This window comes from Paenisporosarcina sp. P4_E4_2 (assembly GCF_056401595.1).
This window is the reverse complement of the sequence record NZ_JBFUJC010000384.1, coordinates 1-2793: the sequence shown is the minus strand read 5'-3', so window position 1 is coordinate 2793 and position 2793 is coordinate 1. Positions and strand designations below refer to the sequence as shown.

General features: G+C 42.4%; 1 protein-coding gene. It reads left to right on the top strand.

The annotated features are described in order from the left end of the window. Positions 1 to 218: 218 nt before the first annotated feature. Positions 219 to 2633: a leucine--tRNA ligase gene (gene leuS, locus AC1DSB_RS17490; protein ID WP_477587227.1), complete on the top strand. Its 2415-nt coding sequence runs from the start codon at positions 219 to 221 to the stop codon at positions 2631 to 2633. The last annotated feature ends 160 nt before the right edge of the window (positions 2634 to 2793 follow it).

Genomic DNA, 2793 nt, shown 5'->3' with positions numbered 1-2793 from the left:
AAACAGCGAAGACTCCTTTGGGAAAGCGAGACAGTCGAGACCCCCCAGAAGCGAATATAGGAACGAAGGCTAGGAACGCCACCTCGTGTGGCAACGCCTTCGTGACCAACATCCTGTTGGCCTGAGGAGGCTCGACACTCGCCCAAGGAAAGCGTAGCTGTTTTGCGGAAAATCAACAGCATTGTTTAACAGAGCCTTTATTTTAAGGAGGAAAAGATATGAATTTTAAACATCAACAGATTGAAAAAAAGTGGCAAACGTATTGGGATCAAAATAAAACATTTAAAACTGGGGAAGATTCTTCAAAACCAAAGTTTTATGCTTTGGATATGTTTCCTTTTCCGTCAGGTGCAGGACTGCATGTAGGTCATCCAGAAGGATATACGGCAACTGATATTTTGAGCCGATTCAAGCGTATGCAAGGTTACAATGTGTTACATCCAATGGGATGGGATGCTTTTGGTTTGCCTGCAGAGCAATATGCTCTTGATACAGGCAATGACCCTGCTGAATTTACGGCAAAAAACATTGCAACATTCAAACGTCAGATTCAGGAACTTGGATTCTCTTATGATTGGGAACGTGAAATCAATACAACGGATCCTTCTTATTACAAGTGGACGCAATGGATATTCCTTCAGCTACATAAAAAAGGATTGGCTTATGTGGATGAAGTGGCAGTGAACTGGTGCCCGGCACTTGGAACTGTGCTTGCAAATGAAGAAGTGATTGATGGGAAATCCGAACGCGGAGGGCATCCTGTTGAAAGACGTCCAATGAAGCAATGGATGCTGAAAATTACAGCATATGCCGATCGTTTAATCGAAGATTTGGATGAACTGGATTGGCCAGAAAGCATTAAAGATATGCAACGTAACTGGGTTGGCCGTTCAGAAGGAGCAGAACTGACATTCAAAGTGGATTGCACTGAGCACTCATTCCGTGCATTTACTACACGTCCGGATACAATCTTTGGCGCAACATATGCAGTACTAGCACCCGAGCATGCTTTGGTAAAAGATATTACCGTAGCCGAACAACGTGAAGCGGTAGAAAAATATATTGAATCTGTGAAGTTGAAAAGCGACCTTGAGCGTACAGATTTAGCAAAATCCAAAACAGGTGTGTTTACAGGTGCTTATGCACTTAATCCAGTAAATGGAGAAAAAATGCCGATTTGGATTGCTGACTATGTACTGGCTTCATATGGTACGGGCGCAATCATGGCTGTTCCTGCACATGACGAACGCGACTATGAATTTGCCAAACAGTTTGAACTTCCAATCGTTGAAGTCGTTGCAGGTGGAGACGTTTCAAAAGAACCGTATGCAGGAGAAGGCGAGCATGTAAACTCTGATTTCTTGAATGGTCTGGACAAAACGGAAGCAATTGAAAAAGCGATTGCTTGGTTTGAAGAAAAAGGAACTGGCGAAAAGAAAGTAACATATCGCCTACGTGATTGGTTATTCAGCCGTCAACGTTACTGGGGAGAGCCGATTCCTGTAATTCACTGGGAAGATGGTTCAATAACAGCTATTGATGAATCAGAACTTCCACTGATTTTACCGAAATCTAATGATATTAAACCAAGTGGAACAGGTGAATCACCACTTGCTAAAATAGACGAATGGGTAAATGTTGTTGATCCGAAAACGGGCATGAAAGGCCGTCGTGAGACGAATACAATGCCAAACTGGGCAGGTAGCTGCTGGTATTACCTGCGCTATATTGAWCCAAACAATGATCAAGCCATCGCAGACCCAGAATTGATTAAACAATGGTTGCCTGTCGATATTTATATCGGTGGAGCTGAACATGCGGTTCTTCACTTACTTTACGCTCGTTTCTGGCATAAAGTGTTGTATGATATTGGCGTTGTGCCAACTAAAGAACCATTCCAAAAACTTTACAACCAAGGAATGATTTTGGGCGAAAATAACGAAAAAATGTCCAAATCAAAAGGGAATGTCGTGAATCCTGACGATATCGTGGAAAGCCACGGTGCAGACACTCTTCGTTTATACGAAATGTTCATGGGGCCATTGGATGCGTCCATTGCGTGGTCAGAAAATGGACTTGACGGTGCCCGTCGATTCCTAGATCGCATCTGGCGCTTGTTCGTAAATGAAGATGGTACAATCAGCGGTAAGATTGTTGAGTCAAATGATGGAACACTCGAAAAAGTGTATCATCAGACAGTGAAGAAAGTGACGGAAGACTACGAAGGAATCCGTTTCAACACAGCGATTTCGCAAATGATGGTCTTTATCAATGATGCTTACAAAGCACCACAAATTCCTGTTGAATATGTAAAAGGATTCGTTCAGCTACTTGCTCCTGTAGCACCACACGTGGCAGAAGAGCTTTGGGAAAAACTTGGAGGCAGCGAAACGATTTCTTACGTGGCTTGGCCGACATTCGATGAATCCAAACTAGTGGAAAACGAAATTGAAATGGCTATCCAATTCAATGGTAAGGTTCGCACGAAAATGGTCGTTAGTAAAGACTTCACAAAAGATGAGTTGGAAAAAGCAGTATTACAAGACGAAAAAGTGATTGAAATTCTTGATGGAAAAGAAATCAAAAAAGTCATTGCCATTCCTGGTAAGCTTGTGAACATAGTGGTCGGCTAATGGAACCGATACATGTTGTTTTAATACTTGTCGTCATCGCATTTTCCTGGAAGATTTTCACGATACTGCGTCACCCGGAAATTTCTAAATCCAACAAAAGGATGGCACTCAGTGTATTTATCATTTCACTGATTTCATTCGCCATTGCACTATATTTTGC